This is a genomic window from Aquamicrobium segne, assembly GCF_042656785.1.
Classification (GTDB): Bacteria; Pseudomonadota; Alphaproteobacteria; order Rhizobiales; family Rhizobiaceae; genus Mesorhizobium; species Mesorhizobium segne.
Genome location: NZ_JBHSLL010000056.1, coordinates 167,669 through 185,628 on the forward strand (window position 1 = coordinate 167,669; position 17,960 = coordinate 185,628).

Sequence of the window (17,960 nt, forward strand, 5' to 3'; positions counted from 1 at the left end):
AAATCACCAGTGAAGAAATTTATCGCCTCCATGGCTATCGCCATGTCTTTTGCCATGCCACATGCTTTCGCTGAAGGCGTAGTCGACACATCCAAGGTCAACACGGACCTGATCACAAGCGCAAACGACAAGAAGTATACGATTGCGACCGTGGTCAAAGTTGATGGCATCGCATGGTTTGATCGCATGCGCGATGGTGTCGAGCAGTTCAAGTCCGATACCGGCAATGATGTATGGATGGTCGGCCCAAGCCAGGCAGACGCCGCCGCTCAGGTGCAGATTGTCGAAAATCTTATCGCTCAGGGCGTTGATGCCATCGCTATCGTTCCATTTTCGGTGGAAGCGGTCGAGCCGGTCCTTAAAAAGGCTCGTGAACGCGGCATTGTTGTCATCAGCCACGAAGCATCAAACATTCAGAATGTCGATTTCAACATTGAAGCCTTTGACAACAAGGCTTATGGCGCAAACCTGATGAAGGAACTCGGCAAGTCGATGGGCGGCAAGGGCAAATACGTCGCAACTGTCGGCGGCTTGACCGCAAAATCGCAGATGGAATGGATCGATGGTGCGGTTGAATATCAGAAGGCCAACTTCCCTGAAATGGAACTGGTGACCGAGCGCCTCGAAACCTATGACGATGCCAACACAGATTATACCAAGCTCAAAGAAGCAATGACTGCATATCCGGACATTACCGGTATTCTTGGTGCTCCAATGCCAACTTCGGCCGGTGCAGGTCGTCTGATTGCTGAAGGTGGCCTTAAGGGCAAGGTCTTCTTCGCAGGCACAGGCCTTGTTTCGGTTGCTGGCGAATATCTTAAGAACGACGATATTCAATATATCCAGTTCTGGGATCCGGCAGTTGCCGGCTATGCCATGAACATGCTGGCTGTTGGGGCACTTGAAAAGAAGAACGACCAGATCAAGGCTGGCCTGAACATGGGCCTTCCCGGCTATGAAAGCCTTCTTGCTCCTGATGCTTCCAGGCCAAACATGCTTTATGGTGCAGGCTGGGTCGGTGTGACCAAGGAAAATATGGATCAGTACGATTTCTAGAGCATTTTGTAGCCAGATGGTTACATCTGGCGTCGCACAAATGCAGCTAAAACAAGAGCTTAGAGCATTTCATCCGTTTTTGTAAAAACAAGAAATGCCCTAAGCGCTGCTGAACAAGGAGAAAGAGGCCCATGCCTCTTTCTCCCCGCTCCATCTGCAGTTGCAGCCTTGCACGAGGCCTCCATGACTGAAAACCTGATCGAATTGCGCCATATCGGGAAACGCTTTGGCGGCGTGAAAGCGCTGGACGATGTGTCCTTTGCCATCAAGCCCGGCGAAATTCACTGCCTTGCTGGCGAAAACGGCTCAGGCAAATCCACTGTAATCAAGATCATGTCCGGTGTTTATACACCCGAAGACGGTGAAATCCTGATCAACGGCAAGGCCGTCGGCAAGCTCGACCCTTTCAAATCGGTACATCACGGCATTCAGGTTATTTATCAGGACTTTTCGCTGTTCGGAAACCTGACGGTCGCTGAAAATCTCGCGATCAACACGTTTCTCATGGAAGGTCGCAAGGCTGTTGACTGGAAGCGCGTGCGCGAACTTGCGCAGCAGGCACTTGACCGTCTTGGAATTCAGATCGACCTGGATGCTGATGTGGACAGCCTGCCAACTTCCGGCAAGCAAATCGTAGCAATTGCGCGCGCCGTCATGGCCGATGCGCGGCTGCTGATCATGGATGAACCAACAACCGCGCTTACAAGGCACGAAGTTGATGCACTGTTTAAGATCGTGCGCGATCTTCAGGCGCAAGGCATTGCCGTTCTTTTCGTTAGCCACAAGATGCGTGAGATGCTGGAAATCAGCGAACGGCTGACCATTTTTCGCAATGGCAAGAAAGTTGCCGAAGGCCCGATCAGCGAATTTGACGAGCCGACGATTACCCATGCCATGACCGGACAAGAACTCACAGCCCATAGCTATGATTGGACGCCACGTGAGGGCGCAACCGACACGCCGAGCCTTAAAGTCGAAAATCTTGCTGTTCCAGGTTCCGTTGAAAATGCAAGCCTGACACTTCATGCAGGCGAGATAGTTGGAATTTCCGGTCTTATCGGCTCAGGTCGTACAGAGCTTGTGCTGGCCTTGTTTGGCATGAAGCCCGACTTTACTGGCTCGGTGGAGATTGAAGGCAAGCCAGTTCATCCCAAAACGGTTCAGGACGGTATCGCTTGCGGTGTTGCCTATGTGCCGGAAGACCGTCTCACGGAAGGGCTTTTTCTGACACAATCCATTGAGCGGAATATTATTGTCACCTCAATCGATAAATTCGTGCGCGGCCTGTTCATCAATCGCAAAAAGGCTGCTGCAACCACCCGCGATATGTTCTCGGCAATGAGCATTGTCGCTCCTGGTCCACATACGCCGGTCAACCATCTCTCCGGCGGCAACGCACAGCGCGTTGTGTTGGCGCGTTGGCTTTTGACCGGCGCCAAAATCCTGATCCTCAACGGACCGACAGTTGGCGTGGACGTGGGCTCAAAGGCCCAGATTCACAACATCATCCGCAAACTCGCACAGGATGAAGGTCTGGCCGTTCTGATGATTTCCGATGATGTGCCGGAACTGGTTCAAAACTGCAATCGTGTGCTGGTGATGCATCGTGGACGTTTCGTCGATGAACTCTCCGGTGAAAACATGACAGAAGACGCCGTCAATGACCGGCTCAAGACGTTGAATTGAGGAACCGGCACATGAAATTCTTTCGCAGTACTGAATTTATCATTGCCTGTGTGCTTCTCCTTGCAATGATTATTATCGGCCTTATCAATCCAGCCTTCTGGTCACTGGATAATATTTTTGGCCTCCTTCGCTCCAATGTCGTGATCGGCATTATGGCACTCGGTGTTTTGCTGGTGATGATTTCCGGCGGCATCGATGTTTCGGTCACGGCTTTCGCTATTGCAGCCATGTATCTGACCGTGCGCGCGATGGTGTATCTTGGCTATGACGGGGTGTTCATCCCTTTTGTGGCGGCAACGCTTATCGGTCTGCTGCTCGGTGCTTTCAATGGCTTCATCATCCATCGCTTCAAGATGATCCCGCTGATTGTGACGCTTGGCACCGGCTCTATCGTGCGCGGCCTTGTGTTGGGTCTTGTCGGCACCAGCATCGTGAACATCAATAAAATGCCGAAAGAACTCATTGAGTTTGGCAAAGCCGATGTGGTCTCGTTAACATCGGCGACAGGCACGACTTTCGGCCTGACTGCAATGTTCGTTGTATATCTGGCCATTGCTCTGATGATCCATCTGATCCTGAGCCATACGATGATCGGGCGCAGTGTCTATGCCTATGGTGGTTCACCAGAAGCAGCCAATCGAGTGGGCTTCAATACACGCCACACGATCTTCTTCGTTTATTGCGTGGCCGGTGCGCTTGCAGGTTTTGCAGGTCTTTTGCATTCATCAATGATCTGGCTTGCCAATCCGCGTGACTTTGTCGGCCTCGAACTCGACGTTATTGCAGCCGTGGTTCTTGGTGGCGCGTCGATTTTTGGCGGTCGCGGCACGGTGCTGGGCACCCTCATGGGGGTTTTCATGCTCGTGATGGTCAAGAACTCGCTCATCATCATGAAGGTCGACACCACATGGCAACGCGTCGTGGTCGGCGTCATCATCATAACAGCTACCGCTATTACGGCATGGCGCGATCGCAAAAGCATCGCTTAAAGGGAGAACGCGACATGAAACAGTCATTCGACATGCGCCGCATCCTTGGCGGAGACAACAGCATCATCCAGCTCGTCGTCATTACGATTATCGTGTTTGCTTTGATGACCTGGATGAACCCGGACAAGTTCCTGCGTTACTACAATTTCGAATCCATCAGCTACATCATGCCCGAGCTTGGCATCCTCGCCATCGCCATGATGATTGCAATGCTGACCGGCGGCATTGATCTTTCGGTGGTCGGCATCGCCAATCTGGCAGGCATTGTAGCCGGGGTCTATTTTCACTCATCAATGGTGCAGGCAGCGCAAGCATCTGGCTCCGGCATGCTGTTCTATACGATCATCGGTATCCTGATCGCTATACTTATCGGGTTGTCGGCCGGGCTAGTGAATGGACTGCTGATTGCCAAACTCCGCATCACGCCCATTCTGGCGACACTTGGTACCGGACAAGTTCTGATGGGGCTTGCATTGGTGCTTACCGGCGGGCCTGCCATCGTTGGTTTTCCCGATGCCTGGAACTGGGTAGGCAATGGCAAGATCATGGGCATCGCCACGCCTTTCCTTCTATTCATCATGGTCTGCATTCTCGTCGGAACTTTGCTGACCCGCACCACGCTTGGCATCAATCTGATGTTGATTGGCACCAATCCGCGTGCAGCAGTTTTTGCCGGCATCCGTAAAGAGCGCATGATCCTTTATTCCTACATGCTGATCGGCGTTCTTTCTTCGCTTGCCGGGATTATTTTGTCGGGACGCACCAATGCAGCCAAGTCTGACTACGGCGCATCCTATCTATTGCAGGCAGTTTTGATTGCGGTGCTTGGCGGCACCAATCCGGCTGGTGGTAAAGGGCGTGTGCTTGGCATCGCAATCGCGCTAGTCGCCTTGATGCTTCTTTCCTCGGGCTTCCAGATGATGCGGTTCTCCAACCACCTGATCGACTTCATCTGGGGCGCATTCCTTATTGTTGTCATCGCGATCAATGCGTCGCGCAATCATGGCCGATAATCTCATGCAGACCATTGGACAAAACATCGAATTTCATCTTCGCCGTCAGGATTTTACCGAGCAGCCGCATATAATTGCCAGTGCGGATGGTTTGAGCGTTACCGCATTTTGCTATCCAAGCGGCGTTGAGGCACTGCTGATCGAAAACGAGCGCGGCAATATCATCGTACTTCCATTCATGGGGCAGATGGTATGGGGCGCAGAGTTCGATGGCATTGATCTGACCATGGGCAACAGCTTCTCCATGCCGCGCCCGGCAACCACCATCGTCGAGACTTATGGATGCTTTGCTTTTCACAGTGGAATCTTGCGTAATGGTTGCCCTTCGCCGCAGGACAATCACCTTCTGCATGGTGAAATGGCCTGCGCAAAGATGGACAAGGCAGGGCTTTTGTTCGGGGCGGATGAACAGGGCAGCTTTGTCGAAGTCACTGGCGAATATGAATATGTCATGGGCTTTGGCGCGCATTATCTGGCCCGGCCAAGCGTTCGGCTTCATGCGAAGGAAACGCTCTTCAACATCACCATGGATGTTGAAAACCTGTCATCAGCTCCGATGGAGCTGATGTATATGTGCCATGTCAATTTCGCCTATGACGAAGACGCGCGCATTGTGCAGCCGGTCGCCTTTACACCCGATCAGGTGCAGGTACGCACAGCCGTTCCGGGCCATGTGACACCCAATGATGATTACCTCTCCTTGATTGATGAACTGGCCGCTGATCCTGCCGTGATGGAAGTGCTTGATGAGCCGGAGCGCTATGATCCCGAGCAGGTTTTCTACATTCGCGGCTTGCCAGCAGATGCCGATGGCAAGACCCACCAGATGATGCAGTTAGCCGATGGCGGCGGCTTTGCGATCTCCTATCCGGTTGAGGCTTTTCCGAAAACCGTGCGGTGGATTCTCGTCAATGGCGATGCGCAGGTTGCAGCCTTTGCCCTGCCATCCACCTGCGAGCCGGAAGGTTATCTCGCCGAAAAAGCCAAGAACAATGTGCGGATACTGGCGTCGGGTGAGCGCGCTATCTTCCCCGTGCGCGTTGGCTATCTCGATCAGCCTGCCGCCGAACAGTTTGAAGCCAGGATCAGGGCGCTCTGAAATTTCAAAGGAACTTCTCATGACCAGAAAAATCGGAGTGGTCGGCTCCAACATGGTGGATCTCATCACCTATGTGAACCGTATGCCTGGCCCCGGCGAGACGCTTGAAGCACCAATGTTCGAAATTGGCTGCGGCGGCAAGGGAGCAAATCAGGCTGTTGCAGCCGCACGCCTCGGCGCCGATGTGATGATGGTAACGCGCGTTGGCGATGACGTCTTTGCCGATAATACGATCCGCAATCTCGACAGCTTTGGCATCGATACGCGGCACGTTATCAAAGTGCCGGGCAAGTCGAGCGGTGTAGCCCCCATCTTCGTCGAACCTTCAGGCGAAAACTCGATCCTGATTGTCAAAGGCGCCAATGCAAACCTCCTGCCTGCCGAAGTCGACAAGGCTGCCGATGATCTGAAGGAATGCGGCCTGATCCTCATGCAGATGGAAGTGCCGGTCGAGACCGTCTACCATACCATCGCTTTTGCCGCTGAAAATGGCATCGAAACCATTTTGAACCCCGCTCCCGCAGCGGCTGATCTTGATCCTGAGCGTATCCGGCAAGTAACCTTCCTCGTGCCCAATGAGAGCGAGCTTGCTCTTTTGTCGGGCCTTCCAACCGGCACGGATGATGAGATCGTCATTGCCGCCCGCTCGCTGATTGCGCGTGGTATCCGTACGGCCATCGTGACACTGGGCGGACGTGGCGCACGCATGATTACCGCAACCGAGGTCGTCAATATCCCGCCGGTCAAAGTTACACCGAAAGACACAACAGGCGCAGGCGATGCCTTTATCGGCTCGTTTGCACGCTTTTATGCAGAGACCGGCGATGTGGAAGCTGCACTTCACAAAGCCTCGCTCTATGCCGCTCATTCCATTACCCGACCCGGCACCCAAAAAGCTTATGCCAGTATCGATGAATTTGAAACGTTCTGCCGTGACCACGCGCCTTTGATCGAACGCGCCTGATGGCTCTTGAACGTCAACAAGCCTCACAGACGGACAATAAAATGACCGAAACCCTTCCCCGCAATAATGGCACAGCGCTCAAGCCTGAATGGTTTGAAGATGTTGTCGTGAACCGCAGCGCCTCGGAACGCCGTGCTGCAACGCTGCCGGTGCGACGTTCGATCAAGAAAGAATATCAGGCAGCATGGCTTGTCCGTGCAATCCAGTGCATCGACCTGACGACACTTGCCGGCGATGATACTGCCGGGCGCGTGCGCAGGCTTTGCGCCAAAGCGCGCCGCCCCGTGCGCGATGACATTCTTGAAGCCCTCGGCCTGCTTGATGCAGACATAACCACTGGCGCAGTCTGTGTTTATCCGACCATGGTCTCCCATGCAGTCAAAGCGCTGGAGGGCTCCGGCATTCCCGTAGCCTCTGTGGCAACAGGTTTTCCCGCAGGCCTGACACCTTTGCCATTGCGCCTTGCAGAAATCACCTATGCGGTTGAGCAAGGTGCGCACGAAATCGACATCGTCATTACCCGCGAACATGTGCTGACACAAAACTGGTCGGCGCTTTATGACGAAATTGCCGCCATGCGCGAAACCTGTGGCGAGGCGCATATGAAGGCCATTCTCGCAACCGGTGATCTCAACACGCTCACCAATGTTTATCGCGCTTCAATGGTTGCGATGCAGGCAGGCTCTGATTTCATCAAGACCTCAACCGGCAAGGAAGATGTCAACGCGACGCTGCCCGTCAGCCTTACCATGGTGCGGGCATTGCGCGATTACGGCGAGCTATCGGGACAGATCGTCGGGTTCAAGCCTGCCGGTGGTCTCAGGACCGCCAAGGATGCGCTAGCCTGGCTCACCCTCATAAAAGAAGAACTCGGCAATCGCTGGCTTGAGCCCGACCTTTTCCGCATCGGCGCTTCATCGATGCTCGGCGATATTGAACGACAATTAGAGCACTTCGTGACCGGACGCTATTCAAGCGCCAATCGTCACGCGGCTGCTTAAACTTGGCATTTCGCACTCTCCTGCGCAAACGCTCACGCAGTTTTGCCGGAAATGCTCGCAAGGAACATAAAATGCGACCCATCAAGGATATTCTGAAGACCATGGAATATGGACCTTCCCCTGAAGCAAACGGCGATGTGAAGCAGTGGCTGGAACAGCATGGCCGTTCTTTCGGTCATTATATCAACGGTGCCTTCATCAAACCGGACGGCCGCAAAACCATTGCCGTGGTCAATCCCGCCAATGACGACAGGCTTGCGGAGATCACGCTTGGAACGGAGGAAGACGTCGATCAGGCTGTGAAAGCCGCGCGTGGCGCTTTTGGCAAATGGTCGAAACTATCCGGCCATGAACGTGCAAAATATCTTTATGCAATTGCCCGCCATATCCAGAAGCGCGAACGCTTCCTCTCGGTTCTGGAAACCATGGATAATGGCAAACCGCTGCGCGAAACCCGCGACATTGATATTCCGCTGGCGGCTCGTCATTTCTACCATCATGCCGGTTGGGCGGAGATGGTTGAAGATGAGTTCAAGGGCTTCTCGCCGGTTGGCGTTTGCGGTCAGGTGATCCCCTGGAACTTCCCATTGTTGATGTTGGCGTGGAAGATCGCACCGGCCCTGGCTGCGGGAAATACGGTGGTGCTCAAACCTGCAGATCTCACACCACTGACCGCTATTGCCTTTGCAGAAATCTGCCACGAAGTTGGCCTGCCTGCCGGTGTGGTCAATATCGTGCAGGGCGATGGCACAACGGGTGCGAGCGTCTGCGGTCATGACGGTGTCGACAAGGTTGCTTTCACCGGCTCGACACAAGTGGGCCGCATCATCCGCGAGCAGATTGCAGGTTCCGGCAAGAAGCTCTCACTGGAGCTTGGCGGCAAGTCACCCTTCATCATATTTGAAGATGCTGATATCGATGCCGCCGTTGAAGGTGTCGTCGACGCCATCTGGTTCAACCAGGGCGAAGTCTGCTGCGCGGGTTCACGTCTTCTGGTACAGGAAGGCATTGCCGATCGCTTCTATGCCAAGTTGAAAAAGCGGCTTGAAAGCCTGCGCGTCGGTGATCCGCTCGACAAATCCACTGATGTTGGCGCCATTGTCTCACCTGCTCAGGTGAAACGCATATCTGATCTGATCCAGAAAGGTATCGATGAAGGCGGCCAACTCTGGCAGACGCCTGATCCGCTGCCTGCCAAGGGCAATTATATTGCGCCCGGTTTTTTCACTGAGGTCGATCAGGCGGCAACGGTCTGCCAGGTGGAAATCTTTGGCCCAATCGCCGCCGCCACGACATTCCGCACGCCGGATGAGGCTGTGGCGCTCGCCAACAATACGCGTTACGGTCTTGCCGCCTCCATCTGGTCGGAGAACATCAATGTTGCGCTCGACCTCGCAGCGCGCGTGAAGGCTGGTGTTGTCTGGATCAACTGCACCAATATGCTCGATGCAGGCGCAGGGTTTGGCGGCTACCGTGAGAGCGGTTACGGTCGCGAAGGAGCACGCGAAGGCCTTTACGAATATCTCACGGCCGATTGGGAAAAGGCGCTTGTTGCGCCCAAGGCAGTTGAAACCTTCGTGCCATCTGCTTTGCCATCGGGCCAGAACAAGTTCGCCATCGACGGCATTGACCGCACGATGAAGAACTATATTGGCGGTAAGCAGGCTCGTCCTGATGGTGGCTACAGCTATTCGGTTACAGGCAAAGGCGGCGCAGTTATCGGTCAGGCCGGCATTGGCAACCGCAAGGATATCCGCAATGCGGTTGAGGCGGCGGCCAAAGCATCAGGCTGGGGCAGCGCCACCGCTCATAATCGGGCACAGGTGCTTTATTACCTGGGTGAAAACCTCGATGCACGCCGCGACGAATTTGTGGCTCGCCTCGTTGAGAGCACCGGTGTCAGCGAAAAGAAAGCTGCCGAAGAAGTCGAAGCATCCCTGCGTCGTATTTTTTATTACGCAGCACAGGCCGATAAATTCGACGGCGCGGTGCATTCAACCAAATCGCGCCATGTGACGCTTGCCATGCATGAGCCATGGGGGGTGATCGGCATTGTCTGTCCGGATGAAGCTCCGCTTTTGTCGCTGGTCTCGCTTGTGTTGCCTGCCATTGCGATGGGTAATCGCGCAGTTGTCGTGCCATCAAGCCGTCATTCGCTGATTTCTGGCGATTTCTATCAGGTTCTCGACACATCGGACGTGCCAGGCGGTGTCATCAATATCATCACTGGTGAGCGTGATGTCCTGGCCAAGACACTGGCCGAGCATGATGAAGTGGCGTCGCTCTGGTATTTTGGCTCAAAGGACGGTAGCGCCATGGTTGAAAAAGCATCGGCCGGAAACCTTAAAGCCACTTGGGTCAGCAATGGTCGCTTGCCAAACTGGAGCAACACTCAAGAAGCGCAAGGCCGCGACTACTTACGCAAAGCCATTCAGGTCAAGAATATCTGGATTCCTTACGGAGCATAAACAAATAAAGGCCCGGTCAATCGACCGGGCATTCTATTTCTAGAGCATGTGAGTACAGATGGAATCATCTGACGCAAGCACAATGCGGCTAAAGCAAGAACTTAGAGTGTTTCGTCTGTTTCCATGAAAACAAGAAATGCTCTAACTTATAAGCTACCTTATATAAGCGTGCTTCAATAGTTAACGTCCACACCCACCAGACGGCAGATGTGGGGCTTCCTGGAAAAGCAGACAGAGATCGGCGTGTGCGTGCTGAATCTCAGGCCGATCCATGTTCCGGCGCTTCGACGACAAGGGTTGTTTCAAGGGACGACATCATTGCCAGATAGTGTTCGAACTGGCCCAACACATCAGCGATGATCTGTTCCCGCGACATGCCCATGACATCATAACCCTTGCTTCCATCGGAGAAGAATGTCCGGGCTTCGTGACGCATTTCCATGTTTGTTGCCTCGAAAGCCGTGAAGGCAGGAAGCTTGTGGCTGGCAGGCTGGATGCCATAGACGAAATCGCGCAAACCCTCGGCGGGCGATACAAGCGAGAGACTGTCGCCGTCCATTGCGACGGTGGCTGGCCTGCCGCGCTTGATCAGTTCCTCCGCTACCGCCTCAAGTGCGGGCCTGCCAGTGCTTTCGATAAATGTCTCGATGTCTTTCCCGGTTGGCGTATTAAGTGCGAGCGCAAGCCTGCGCTGCCAGGTAAGCCCCGACCTGGGATGAGCCTGGCTGCGGCGCACGCCATTATTTGCCCGCTGCTGGGCCATATCAGCCCGCATGCCCTTGTAGAGACTATAGACCAGCGCCAGCATGATGAGAGAAAAGGGCAAGGCGGAGGCGATTGTCGCCGACTGCAATGCCGCAAGGCCTCCCGCCATGAGCAGAACGATCGCAACCAGCCCCTCCATGGCGCACCAGAAGACGCGCTGCATTGTTGTGGTTTCGGTTTCGCCGCCGGCAGCAATCGTATCGACGACCAGCGAACCGGAATCTGACGATGTTACGAAGAAGATCGCCACGAGGAAGATTGCCACCGTAGAAGTGAATGCCGGCCAGGGCAGGAACCTGAAGAATTCAAACAAGCCGACAGACACGTCCTCAAGAACCGCCGCGGACACCTGCCCCGCAGCTATGGTCTGGTCGATAAACATGGCTGTATTGCCAAACACCGTCATCCAGAAAAATGTGAAGAGCGAAGGGATAAACAATACCGCGACGATGAATTCCCTGACCGTCCGTCCGCGCGATATGCGCGCGATGAACATGCCGACAAATGGCGACCATGAGATCCACCATGCCCAATAGAATAATGTCCAGGAATCGATCCACGGCGTCGGCTCATAGGCATAGGTATTGAAGGTGCGCAGGAGGAAAGAGTCGAGATAGAGCCCGATATTCTGGACGAAGTCACGCATCAGGACCGTCGTCGGCCCAACGATGAGCACAAACAGCATCAGACCGATTGCGACGAGCAGATTGAGTTCGCTGAGCATGCGCACGCCCCTGTCGAGTCCGGAGACGACCGACCAGGTGGCAACGAGGGTGATCACGACAATCAGCACCACCTGCACCGTTGTGCTCATCTCGATGCCGAGCAGGTAATCAAGTCCGGCATTGATCTGTAATACGCCAAAACCCAACGATGTCGCCAAGCCGAACACGGTGCCGCAGATCGCAAAGATATCCACGGCATGGCCGATCGGCCCGTTGATACGGTGTTTCAAAATTGGATAGAGGCCGGAGCGGATGGTCAGCGGCAGATTATAGCGATTGCCGAAATAGCAGAGCGATAGGCCGACCACTGCATAGATCGCCCAGGCATGAATGCCCCAATGAAAGAAGGTGACGCTCATGGCTTCGCGCTGTGCAGCCGGCGTCAAGGGTTCAGCGGTCGGCGGTACCACAAAATGCGTCATCGGCTCGCCGACGGCAAAATACATCAGGCCAATGCCCATGCCTGCCGCAAACAGCATCGCCACCCATGAGGCATAGCGAAAGTCCGGCTCGGAATCGTCCGGCCCCAGCTTCAGGTCGCCATACCGGCTGAAGCAGAGAATGATGACCGCGAGCAGAAATATCCCCACCGCCAGCAGATAGAACCAGCCGAAACTTTCCAGTATTCCCGATTGCAGACCGGTGAAGATCGCTTCCGCCTGCTTGGGTGCCAGAACACCAATAGAAAGGAAGAGGAGGATCACGCCTACTGATCCGAAGAACACCGGCGCGTTGATGACAAAACCGAACATGACGCATCCTTAGGGACAGGACCTGCTGATTTGTTTAGAATGGTGTGAGGTCATTTGGTTGGATACGAGAAAACAAGATGCAGGATCGCGCAAACATCGCACGATATACCGTGACATATCAAAGATATCATCTTTGATATCATGTGGATAACAGAAAATAATTAACGTTGGCTCTGTTGCGAATTTTAAGACAGCTCATGCATTTTTCATCTCGCAAGATGTTAGCAGGCAGCCAGATCATTTCTTGTTTTCACGAAAACGGATGAAATGCTCTAAAGCCTGTCTCTCGAACTTAAGAACCAGTTTCGAGATAAAGACATGCGTAAAAACAAAGTCTTAAAGCGGGTCGCATGAATCTGGAGGAAAAGCGACACGCTTTAATGGAAAGTCACACCATGTTCTCATGGGTACTGTCCTCATGGGCACTGCGTTTCCGGCATGAGGCAATTTCAGCCGGAAACGGTTTGGCTCAACAAAGCAGTATCGAAAGGATCAGAACCTGTAATTCACGCCGAGCCGAAGCTGGTCCATGCGCGGCTTGATCTTCCAGCTATAGGATGAGCCATCGAGTTCGGGCGGGTTGAAACTGCCTTTCGAGAGGTTGGCGAAGCTGTACTCACCCTTGACGGTGATGTTCTTCGACAAGGCGTATTCGATGCCGCCGCCGGCGGTCCAGCCCGAAAACCGGCTCGTATCCGAAGTGCCTGACCATACCAGTTCACCCGATACACGCCGTGCGCTGTCATATCCGCCGCGCATGTCGGCAACAGCGTAACCTGCCGTGCCGTAGATGAGGACATCCCCTATGGCATAGCCTATGCGTCCCTGCACGCTGGCCAGCCAGTTGGCGTGGGCACTTCCTCTTTCGCGACCGGCGATCTGCATCACCTTGTTGTCGGCCTTGAGCCAGGAGAATTCACCGCCTGCGCCGACAACGATATTGTTTGCAAACTGATGATCGTAGCCGAACTGAAGGCCGGCAGCACGCAGGCTGGTATCCTTGAAACGATAGTTCTGCCCGGGACCCCCGTCCCGCGAAAAATCGGCCATCTGGAAACCGGACAGACCCGACGCTGCATGCAGGCCCGCATAGGCACCTGTCCAGTCGAAGGATGGCGGGGCATCGCCACGATTGCCGCCATTGAGTGTAGCCGCGGACAGGTCCGCTGTCAGGCCGATGCGCACCGTGCGGCCCGGAGAAGGCACGCGGGTCAGGCTCAGCGGCTCCACATAATAGACATCCGTCAGGTTCTCAACCGCCAGGTTGAGGGTGGCATAGTCCGTCAGCTTGTACGCCGCCGAAATGTCGACCAGCGTATAGGGCTTCCATGGAATCTGGGCGATGATAGCCGATCCGCCCTGTCCGGCCGCCTCGGCATCCGCCGCACGCGGACCGACATGCGTCACCCGCCCGCTCAGCATCAGCCGGTCTTCCAACAGCTTCTGCGTCAAGGTCAAGTTGAGTGAATAGCGTGGCGGCACATAATTGGTTGCATAGTCGCCTGACAGGGACGAGTTCACGCATGCGGCCAGCACCGGGCAATATTCCACATTGGTGTAATAGGAGCCACCCAGCTCGGCGCTGAAGCCGCCCAGTTCATAGCGTGCAGAAAGATCGACGCCGGAGAATTTTGCCTGGTCGATATTGCGGATGCCCATCTGGAAAGAGCTGATGCGCGTGCGGTTTATGTAGTCGTCGATGGTGCTGTCAAAATAGCCGAGCTTGAATCTGATGCTGTCATCCGCGGCGAACACGCCGTCCCTGCTGACATTCGTGCCCACTTCCCATGTCTTCGAGGTTTCCGGACGCAGGTCAGGATCGACTACGGTCGCAAAACCACCGGCGGATTCCAGCATGGAGGGCAGGCGCGAGGCGTTCTTGTAGCTGCCGTAGATCTGCCAGCCCTCAACCGGCATGACGGTGACCGTGGCCGAATAATCGAGAGCATCGTCCTTCTGCACGGCATCGGTATTGCCGGGCGTCTTGTTGCGGGACTGGTAACGGTGATAGCGCAGGCCGCCATCCAGTTTGAGCCAGTCCAGCGCCTGCCAGCTCGCATTGGTGAAGGCGGAGGCTTCCCAGCGATCACCTTCGCGCGGACGCACATTGCCGTTTAGTTCGATGGGTTTTGTATCCTCGTAGAGATAGGACAGGCCATATTGCAGCGACAGATCCCCCACGGCCGTATTGAAGCGCGAGGTGTTGGAAAGGTCAGTGCCTCTCATATGCGAGGACTTGGTGATGGTGCCGGAGACGGCCTGCGTCTCTTCTGCAAGGGAGGTGCCCCAGACATTCCATTTAAGATCGATCAGGTCGCTGTCGGGGTCCCAGTGATAACGGCTGGTATAGGTATTGACCCGTACATGGGAAGGCCTGCGCTGATAGGTGGAATCGCTGTCGCTGGCAAGTTCGGTGGCGTATTGTTCGCCAAACGTGCTGTCATAGAGCGAGTAGCCCAGCTCCAGCGTGTGATCGTCGTCGAAGCGGAAAGTGCTTTCAACAGGCCGGAATAGACATCCTGAAACGTGTTGAGAACTTCCTCGCCGGGCAGATAGATCGAAAGTCCCTTCCTGTACCAGTCGAGCGCACAGTCGCGTCCCGCGGCATTGTCGCAGTCTGTCGGCTTCGAGGCGGCGCTGCCGTTCTTGCCGGCGTGATAATTGCCGGAGAGCCGGCACGAGAAACCGCCAACCAGATCGACATTCTCACTGCGGCCGGCCAGAACCACACTTGCAGAACCGGATTTCAGATTGAAGGGATTGGGTCGTTCGACATTCGTGCCGGGCAGCTTCCAGAGATAGTCACCGGTCGCCCGTTCACCTGAATTGGCTGCATGGCGCTTCGACTGCTCCGTCCAGGGCGAGGTGGTGTTGCCGCTGCCTTCAAGCTTGATGCGGGCGCCGAAGCTTTCGCCTTCCGGAATAAGATCATCGACGTTCAGGGTCCGCATGGAGACCATGCCGCCGATGGCACCCGCGCCTCCCGGTCCGTTGCTTGCCCCCTTCTCTATCGAAATACCGCCGATGAAGTCGGGATCGATAAAGGTCGAATTGGCGATGCCTTGATAGCCGCGATACATGGAGATCGCATTCTGGGCGCCATCGACCGTGACCGGAACGCGCCCCTGCCCCTGCAGACCGCGTATGTTGGCATCGATGCCACCGCTGGCGCGACTCTGGCCGGAATAGACGCCGGGCGCGCTCCTGAGAATGTCCGCCGGGCTTGTTCCGCGATAGCGCTCGATCTGCTGCGCGGAAATATTGACGCCTGAATTCGAGGTCTCATAAGGGGCATCTGCGGGGTTAGCGCCCTTGCCTGTCACCTGAATGGTGCTCAGAACCGTTGCCCCGTCCTGAGGCAGAGGGGACGAAGCGCCACTTCCGGGCCGCGCCAGCACATAGCTTTCACTCCCGGCCCGCTGCAACTGATACCCGCTGCCCGAAAGAAGCTTCGAGAAACCCTGCTCGACCGTGTAACTGCCGGAAAGCCCTGAACTGTTCAGGCCGGACAGGGAGGCCGGATCATAGACCAGCTGGACGCCCGAGGCCGCCGCATAACGGGCCAGCACATCGCTCAGCCGGCCTGGTCCGATCGCGTAATCGCGTGCCTGCGCCATCGCTGGTCCGGCAAGTCCGGCACCCAGCACCGCACCAAGCGCCATGAGGCGCATTGAGCTCAGAAGTGTTGCCTTGCTGGTGGTGGAGGCAAGCGCGCGAAGCGTGAGGGATCGCGGGCGCTGGGATGTGTTCATGCTGCTCGTCCTGATTGATAGGGAGGAAGGGCCGCGGGCTACGATGAATGTTGGCTGGACGCCCCTTACCTGCTTCACCGGACGAGAACGAAAAAGTGATCATGCCACAGCGAATTTTTTGCGGGCTGGCGCCCTGTTTCATCCGCGCGGCTGAACGCTTACCCAATAGGATGTGCCCCGCACAATGTGCACCGGAAGGGTCTGCTCCAGAAGATCCAGGGCCCTGTCAGTATCGGAAAGCGAGATCGAGCCCGAGACCCGCTGCCCGGCAATGGCGGGATCGCAGTTCAGGAAGCCGCGCCGGTAACGTGCAAGCTCGGCCACGACATCGCCCAGCCGCATATCCTGCGCCAGCAGCATTCCCTGCTGCCAGAGCCCGGAATTCTCGTTGACCGGCATGGGCTGCATCACTTCCGTCGCGGTGAAGTGGACCTGCTGCCCTTCCTCCAGGATGCGGGGAGCGCCGTGCTGTGGGGTGATTTCGACCGCATGGCGAAACACCGACACCCGCGACGACCCGTCCTCCAGCAGGCGCAGGCTGAAACGCGTGCCCAGTGCCCGTACTGTTCCGTAAGGCGTTTCGACAAGGAGTGGTCGTTTCAATCCCGGCAGGTCAGGCTGCGTGGCGATCAGGATTTCTCCGGCCACCAGTTGCAGCCGACGCTGCGCCGAAGTGAAGGAAATGTTGACGGCGCTTGCGGTGTTGAGCGTGAGTTCCGAGCGGTCCGGCAGGGCAATGGTCCTGCGTTCGCCGACAGCGGTGCGTTCATCTGGAAACCATTCCCGCCATGGCTGATGGCTCGCAAGTGACAAGCCGACGGGGAAAAGCACGGCCCCACCCGCCAGCAGGCGCAGGGTCCGGCGACGCGCCGAGGCATGGTTCAAGCGCTCAAGCACCTCGCGCGTCAGCGGTGTCGGCACCTGTCCGAAGGTGGCAAAAACCTGCCGGGCGCGCTCCCATGCCTGTTCATGTGCTGCGCTGAGACCACGCCACTCCCGGAATTGCGCCTCTCGCCGGGGATCGGGCGCCTCGTACTGAAAGGCGATGGCCCAGTCCGCCGCCTCCTCAAGCAGCTTCTGGTTCGGGAGACCGGCAGGATTGTCGTCGAGGGTCCGATGCGGCATTGCTCTGGCCCCTACAGCGTGGACATGCAGGCCAGAAGCGCCTTGCGGATATGCCGACGCACCGTGATCACCGGCATGCCCGCCTGTTTTGATATCTGCTTCAGGGTCAACCCCTCCAGCTGGGCGAGCAGAAACACCTGTCGGGTATGGGCGGGAAGGCTTGCCAGCATGGCGTCCACCCGCACCAGAGCCTCCACCATCACCAGCCGTTCCTCCGGCGAAGGCATGAAACTTTCGGGAAGATGCCGAAGCACCTCCATCGCCACGCGCTGGACATCCTGCCGGCGCCAGTGGTCGATGACGAGGCCTTTGGCGATATGTGCCAGAAGCGCCCGCGGCTCCTGCCCGAGATTATCAGGCAGATGCCGCGATGCCAGAATTCTTACGAACGTATCATGAGCAAGATCGGCAGCATCGCTGGCATTTCCGATCTTGCCGCGTAGCCAGCCAAACAACCAGCCATGGTGCTCGGCATAGAGCATATGGGTCTGCTGTCTGGAGCTTCCAGCCATTGTGTCGTTCCCGATTCTGTGAATGCCGGACTGTGTCCGGAACATAAACATTA

The 17,960-nt window shown here is 55.9% G+C and carries 13 protein-coding genes and 1 pseudogene; 8 read left to right on the forward strand and 6 right to left on the reverse strand.

What is annotated here, in order from left to right; translation table 11 throughout:
* Positions 1–9: 9 nt before the first annotated feature.
* The 8 genes from ACFPLB_RS15400 (at position 10) to ACFPLB_RS15435 (ending at position 10,276) form a co-directional block, all read left to right on the forward strand.
* On the forward strand, positions 10–1,056 hold the full coding sequence (locus ACFPLB_RS15400) for an autoinducer 2 ABC transporter substrate-binding protein (protein ID WP_378231230.1): 1,047 nt from the start codon (positions 10–12) through the stop codon (positions 1,054–1,056).
* Between the two features lie 183 nt (positions 1,057–1,239).
* Positions 1,240–2,742, forward strand: a complete 1,503-nt coding sequence (locus tag ACFPLB_RS15405; protein WP_378231232.1) for a sugar ABC transporter ATP-binding protein — start codon at positions 1,240–1,242, stop codon at positions 2,740–2,742.
* Between the two features lie 11 nt (positions 2,743–2,753).
* The gene (locus tag ACFPLB_RS15410; RefSeq protein WP_378231234.1) at positions 2,754–3,731 is read left to right on the forward strand and encodes an ABC transporter permease; all 978 of its coding nucleotides are present in this window, start codon (positions 2,754–2,756) and stop codon (positions 3,729–3,731) included.
* A gap of 14 nt (positions 3,732–3,745) precedes the next feature.
* Entirely contained in the window at positions 3,746–4,744 is a 999-nt protein-coding gene (locus tag ACFPLB_RS15415; protein ID WP_378231236.1) for an ABC transporter permease, read from the forward strand.
* Positions 4,734–5,843 carry an aldose 1-epimerase family protein gene (locus ACFPLB_RS15420; RefSeq protein ID WP_378231238.1) on the forward strand — a complete coding sequence of 370 codons (1,110 nt, stop codon included), beginning with the start codon at positions 4,734–4,736 and terminating at the stop codon, positions 5,841–5,843. The genes ACFPLB_RS15415 and ACFPLB_RS15420 overlap by 11 nt, the downstream gene beginning before the upstream one ends.
* 19 nt (positions 5,844–5,862) lie before the next feature.
* Positions 5,863–6,807, forward strand: coding sequence for a ribokinase (gene rbsK / locus ACFPLB_RS15425; RefSeq protein ID WP_378231240.1), 945 nt, complete (start codon positions 5,863–5,865; stop codon positions 6,805–6,807).
* Positions 6,808–6,848: 41 nt separating this feature from the next.
* Positions 6,849–7,808 (forward strand): deoxyribose-phosphate aldolase, encoded by a 960-nt coding sequence (deoC, locus tag ACFPLB_RS15430; protein ID WP_378231242.1) that lies wholly within the window; start codon positions 6,849–6,851, stop codon positions 7,806–7,808.
* Positions 7,809–7,879: 71 nt separating this feature from the next.
* Entirely contained in the window at positions 7,880–10,276 is a 2,397-nt protein-coding gene (locus tag ACFPLB_RS15435; RefSeq protein ID WP_378231244.1) for an aldehyde dehydrogenase family protein, read from the forward strand.
* 259 nt (positions 10,277–10,535) lie between these two features.
* Here ACFPLB_RS15435 and ACFPLB_RS15440 read toward each other — a convergent pair whose 3' ends face one another.
* The 6 genes and pseudogenes from ACFPLB_RS15440 to ACFPLB_RS15465 all read right to left on the reverse strand — a co-directional run bounded on the left by ACFPLB_RS15440 (position 10,536) and on the right by ACFPLB_RS15465 (position 17,907).
* A complete protein-coding gene (locus tag ACFPLB_RS15440) occupies positions 10,536–12,518 on the reverse strand; it encodes a BCCT family transporter (RefSeq protein ID WP_378231246.1) in 1,983 nt (660 codons plus the stop codon).
* 492 nt (positions 12,519–13,010) lie between these two features.
* Positions 13,011–13,748 (reverse strand): outer membrane protein, encoded by a 738-nt coding sequence (locus ACFPLB_RS15445; protein WP_378231421.1) that lies wholly within the window; start codon positions 13,746–13,748, stop codon positions 13,011–13,013.
* 75 nt (positions 13,749–13,823) lie between these two features.
* A pseudogene (locus ACFPLB_RS15450) lies at positions 13,824–14,936 on the reverse strand (TonB-dependent receptor domain-containing protein); the annotation flags it as partial.
* Positions 14,828–16,270, reverse strand: a complete 1,443-nt coding sequence (locus ACFPLB_RS15455; protein ID WP_378231248.1) for a TonB-dependent receptor — start codon at positions 16,268–16,270, stop codon at positions 14,828–14,830. The gene ACFPLB_RS15455 and the pseudogene ACFPLB_RS15450, both read right to left, overlap by 109 nt.
* A 138-nt stretch (positions 16,271–16,408) precedes the next feature.
* Entirely contained in the window at positions 16,409–17,395 is a 987-nt protein-coding gene (locus tag ACFPLB_RS15460) for a FecR domain-containing protein (protein ID WP_378231250.1), read from the reverse strand.
* A gap of 11 nt (positions 17,396–17,406) precedes the next feature.
* Entirely contained in the window at positions 17,407–17,907 is a 501-nt protein-coding gene (locus ACFPLB_RS15465) for a sigma-70 family RNA polymerase sigma factor (RefSeq protein ID WP_378231252.1), read from the reverse strand.
* Positions 17,908–17,960: the final 53 nt, after the last annotated feature.

Bases quoted from the DNA above. Each gene is read 5' to 3' on its own strand.
- ACFPLB_RS15415 (WP_378231236.1), top strand. From the start codon at position 3,746: ATGAAACAGTCATTCGACATGCGCCGCATCCTTGGCGGAGACAACAGC.
- ACFPLB_RS15405 (WP_378231232.1), top strand. From the start codon at position 1,240: ATGACTGAAAACCTGATCGAATTGCGCCATATCGGGAAACGCTTTGGC.
- ACFPLB_RS15420 (WP_378231238.1), top strand. From the start codon at position 4,734: ATGGCCGATAATCTCATGCAGACCATTGGACAAAACATCGAATTTCAT.
- ACFPLB_RS15465 (WP_378231252.1), bottom strand. From the start codon at position 17,907: ATGGCTGGAAGCTCCAGACAGCAGACCCATATGCTCTATGCCGAGCAC.
- ACFPLB_RS15440 (WP_378231246.1), bottom strand. From the start codon at position 12,518: ATGTTCGGTTTTGTCATCAACGCGCCGGTGTTCTTCGGATCAGTAGGC.
- deoC (WP_378231242.1), top strand. From the start codon at position 6,849: ATGACCGAAACCCTTCCCCGCAATAATGGCACAGCGCTCAAGCCTGAA.
- ACFPLB_RS15455 (WP_378231248.1), bottom strand. From the start codon at position 16,270: ATGAACACATCCCAGCGCCCGCGATCCCTCACGCTTCGCGCGCTTGCC.
- ACFPLB_RS15435 (WP_378231244.1), top strand. From the start codon at position 7,880: ATGCGACCCATCAAGGATATTCTGAAGACCATGGAATATGGACCTTCC.
- ACFPLB_RS15410 (WP_378231234.1), top strand. From the start codon at position 2,754: ATGAAATTCTTTCGCAGTACTGAATTTATCATTGCCTGTGTGCTTCTC.
- ACFPLB_RS15460 (WP_378231250.1), bottom strand. From the start codon at position 17,395: ATGCCGCATCGGACCCTCGACGACAATCCTGCCGGTCTCCCGAACCAG.
- rbsK (WP_378231240.1), top strand. From the start codon at position 5,863: ATGACCAGAAAAATCGGAGTGGTCGGCTCCAACATGGTGGATCTCATC.